Source organism: Mesorhizobium sp. M7A.F.Ca.US.005.03.2.1, assembly GCF_003997795.1.
In the GTDB taxonomy this organism is placed as follows: Bacteria; Pseudomonadota; Alphaproteobacteria; order Rhizobiales; family Rhizobiaceae; genus Mesorhizobium; species Mesorhizobium ciceri.
In genome coordinates, this window is the sequence record NZ_RZRP01001242.1 from 1 (window position 1) to 1,290 (window position 1,290).

The 1,290-nt window shown below is 64.4% G+C and carries 1 protein-coding gene and 1 pseudogene; one reads left to right on the top strand and one right to left on the bottom strand.

The genetic code is table 11. From position 1 onward, the window contains the following. Nucleotides 1-244: pseudogene (locus EN991_RS36665) on the top strand (LysR family transcriptional regulator); the annotation flags it as partial. Between the two features lie 197 nt (nucleotides 245-441). Here the strand turns inward: EN991_RS36665 and EN991_RS36670 are convergent. After that, on the bottom strand, nucleotides 442-1,290 hold an 849-nt coding region (locus EN991_RS36670), incomplete at its 5' end, for a DMT family transporter (protein WP_164769683.1).

Sequence of the window (1,290 nt, forward strand, 5' to 3'; positions counted from 1 at the left end):
CCGCTACCGCATTGCTGCCGGCAGCGCCAGTCTGGCCGGCCTGCGCACAGCCGTGAACGCCGGTGTCGCACTGACGCTGCGAACGGCTCGCTTTGCCCATTCCGGGATTGTCGAGGCGCCGCGCCAGCTTGGCCTGCCGCAGGTGCCTTTGGCTGAGTTCGCCATCCGGCTGCGCGCCGGTGCCGATGGATCGGCAGCCGATCTGGCGACCCTGCTCAGCGCCAACCTTGCCTTGTCGGGCTGAATACCCAACGAACCCGACCTTGCGGTCCCAAGTGGCAAAGAAAAAGCCGACCTTGCGGTCGGCAAGCGGCAAAGAAAAAGCCGACCTTACGGTCGGCTTGGAGTAGGACGGGCCGAGGGGTTTGGGGGGACTTGGGGATGGCCCGTCGCAGCAATAATGCCTGACCCGGATGATGGTTCCATGACTGTGTCGCTTTTTTAAGAAATATTTGACGCCATGCGTTGCGAGCGCGCCATCAGCCAATCCCGCCCCGCATGGGCGAACACTGCGGTGAGCACGACGGCGCCGCCGATCATGCTGGCGGCTGGTGCAATCTCGCCCAGGAACAGGAAGGCAAACAGGATCGCGAACGGCACTTCGGCCGAACCGAGAAGCCCGGATTCGGCCGGCGGGATGAGTCGTGCGCCCTCCGTCCACAGGATCGAGGACAGCGCGAAGGACGCGCCGAAAGTGGTGAGCAGAACGGCATCTCTCGGCGAAACCGCCAGCGGATCGGTGACGAACCAACCGAGCACGAACAACAGGAATGCCGACACCGCACCGGCCCACACCACGGGCGTGTCGCGGAAGGCGCGAACCATGATCATGTAAAGGCCGCTGCCGATGGTCATCAGCAGTGCCAGTCCGTCGCCGAACAGATTGCCGGTGCCGAAGCCGGACCAGACCATGATCGCCACGCCGCACAGCGACACTGCGGCGGCGACCATCGTCTGCAACCGGAAGGTTTCGCGCGTCAGAACCCAGGCCAGCAGCGCCGTGACGAAAGGTGCTGTGGCATAGATGACAGCGACATTGGCGACGAAGGTGAACTTGAACGCCGAGATGAAAGCGATGCTGGCCAGCGCGCCTTCCACCGCCAGCAGCCAGCCGCGCCAGCCAAGCCGCAGGGTCTCACGCCCACCGGAACGGTGACGCCGCCACAGCACATAGAAGCTGATCAGGATCGCGCCGACAAAGCCGCGCCAGCAGATGATGGTCAACGGGTCGGCGTGGATTGATTTCGTCAGCACGCCCGTCAGGCCGAAGACGGCGGCTGAGGACGACAC